Here is a 2,459-nt window from a genome sequence, read left to right on the forward strand (position 1 = left end):
GGGGACTGGGTGCGACTATCAGTCGCTCATAAGAGTGAGTATCTGAGAAATACTCCTGGTTAATGTCTAAACCAGTACCTACCCGAAGGGGCATTGCGGGTAACTGCGGTGTCTCAGAGCTAGAGGGGAAAGCGTAAAATCTACAAGCCGAAACGTGGACGTAACGCCAAGGTAAAACCACTGATGGGTTAACGAAAGTGAACCTTCGACGAGGCATCGTGAAGCGGAAATACTGAAAACGGCTGAAACAGTAAAAGGGGTGAGATATTCTGCCCTGTCCTCAGAATATAAGACATCAAAACGCCCCCGGTGTATAGAAGGAACGCGCAGTGGTTGTATCTCTTATGTGTGAAATGAAGTAACCCCAATGGAGTCTGACAACTAGAAAAGATGCTGTTAGTAAAGCAGGGAGTAATCTCGGCTGAACTCTCCAGTGGGTGTGAGATGCTACAAAAAGCGAAAGCTGTGAAGCCGAAAGGCAACGGGAAACCATAACCGCGCAGATAGGTTGAACTAAACCGACCTGAAAGGGTGCAGACGTGTAGCGAGTGAACCCCTTGAAATCAGAGTAGTAAGAAACCGAACTGTACGGGAAAAGTTATGGTGCAATCATCGATTGTGAATGTAACCGACAGGACTACGGACTGGAACAGCATTAACTGGAAAAATGCCTACCGCGTAGTCAGGCGACTCAGACAAAGAATCTTCAAGGCAACCAAAGACGGTAACTTTAAGAGGGTACGCAATCTTCAAAAGTTACTCATGGGGAGTTACTCCAACATTATACTTTCCGTGCGACGAGTAACGCAATTAAATCAAGGCAAGAAAACAGCAGGTGTGGATAAATTACTGGTATTGACACCACAAGCTAGGGCAACACTGGTAGACATTCTCGCCATGCGCTTACCGTGGAAAGCATTACCAGTTAAGCGGGTATACATCCGCAAATCCAACGGCAAACAACGCCCCCTCGGTATTCCCTGCATCATCGACAGGTGTCTCCAGGCAATAGTATTAAACGCCTTAGAACCAAGTTGGGAAGCACAATTCGAGAGAACATCTTACGGTTTCCGCCCCGGTAGAGGCGTACATGACGCGATAGAAAGAGTACACACAATGTCAAAAGCCAACTCCACAAAAAGTTGGGTGGTCGATGCTGACATTGAAGGTTGCTTTGACAACATCGCCCATGCACCGCTCATGCAAACCATTGGTAACTTCCCCGCCCGGCAGTTAATACACCAGTGGTTAAAGGCGGGATATGTAGATAAGGGCGTGTTTTACGATACAGAAGCAGGCGTACCTCAAGGTGGAATTATTTCCCCACTACTAGCAAATATTGCATTGCATGGTATGGAAGCGGCACTGGGTATCAGATACGATAAATACGGTCATACAATCGGGCATCGTGGTCTGGTACGCTACGCTGATGACTTGGTAGTTTTCTGCAAAACTCCAGAAGATGCCCACAGGGTGGTTGATATCTTGTCCTGCTGGATGAAAACTAAAGGTTTGGCTTTATCTGAGTCTAAAACCAAAATAGTACATCTAACTGTGGGATTTGATTTTCTGGGGTTTAACATCAGATGGTATCAAGACAAGAATACCAAAACAGGACGGAAAGTATTAATCAAGCCTAGCAAGCAATCTTTGCAAGATGTCCGAGACAAGATTCGGCAAGTTTGGCTAGAGAATAAAAGTCATAATGTCAATTATCTCATAGGCAAGCTTAACCCGATAATTCGCGGTGTTGCTAATTACTATCGGACAGTTGTTTCCTCACATATATTCGCCAAATTAGATAGATGGATGTATATGCGACAGCAACGGTACGCCCACAGAATGCACCCAAAGAAAAGCTCACATTGGCGCAAGCATTGCTACTGGGGGAACTTTAACTTGGAGAGAAATGATTTTTGGGTGTTTGGGGACAAACATTCTGGTCAATATCTACTCAAGTTTAGTTGGTTCAATATTCAACGGCACACTTTGGTTAAGGGTGATGCTTCTGTTGATGACCAACAGTTACGAGTTTACTGGGAGCAACGACGCCAGAATCAATCTCGCTGTTTGATTCCTAGTTACCAAAAGTTAGCTCAAAAACAAGGGCATAAGTGTCCTATTTGTGGCGAATCTCTATTTAACAATGAGTCTCTACATAAACACCATAAAATCCCTTGTTCTGCTGGCGGTAATGATAGCTACTCTAATTTAGAGTTGGTGCATTTCTACTGTCACCAACAAATACACTCAGTAGGGCGCAAGTCTGAAGGCGAGGTGTTTGTCCAAAAGCAAAATTGCCTTCATCCACCAATACACTCAGTAGGATTATATGATGAGTCTGAAGGCGAGGTATTTAGTCTTTGGTAGGCTTTCGGGTTTGCTAAAGCCGGATGCAGGGTAACTTGCTTGTCCGGTTTGTCGGGGGGAAGGGAGTTGCAATACTCCTGCCCTACCCA

The 2,459-nt window shown here is 45.2% G+C and carries 2 protein-coding genes; one reads left to right on the forward strand and one right to left on the reverse strand.

Translation table 11 applies throughout. From position 1 onward, the window contains the following. Positions 1 to 217: hypothetical protein (locus VB693_RS28935; RefSeq protein ID WP_323269282.1), on the reverse strand; the 217-nt coding region annotated here is incomplete at its 3' end. 383 nt (positions 218 to 600) lie between these two features. On the opposite strand from VB693_RS28935, the gene ltrA reads away from it, so the two are divergent. Then, positions 601 to 2,370, forward strand: coding sequence for a group II intron reverse transcriptase/maturase (gene ltrA, locus VB693_RS28940; protein ID WP_323269283.1), 1,770 nt, complete (start codon positions 601 to 603; stop codon positions 2,368 to 2,370). The last annotated feature ends 89 nt before the right edge of the window (positions 2,371 to 2,459 follow it).

The sequence above is a fragment of the Anabaena sp. UHCC 0399 genome (genome assembly GCF_034931465.1).
In the GTDB taxonomy this organism is placed as follows: Bacteria; Cyanobacteriota; Cyanobacteriia; order Cyanobacteriales; family Nostocaceae; genus Trichormus; species Trichormus minutissimus.

Excerpts from the sequence above, each read along its gene's own strand:
- ltrA (WP_323269283.1), top strand. The coding sequence starts at position 601 with ATGGTGCAATCATCGATTGTGAATGTAACCGACAGGACTACGGACTGG.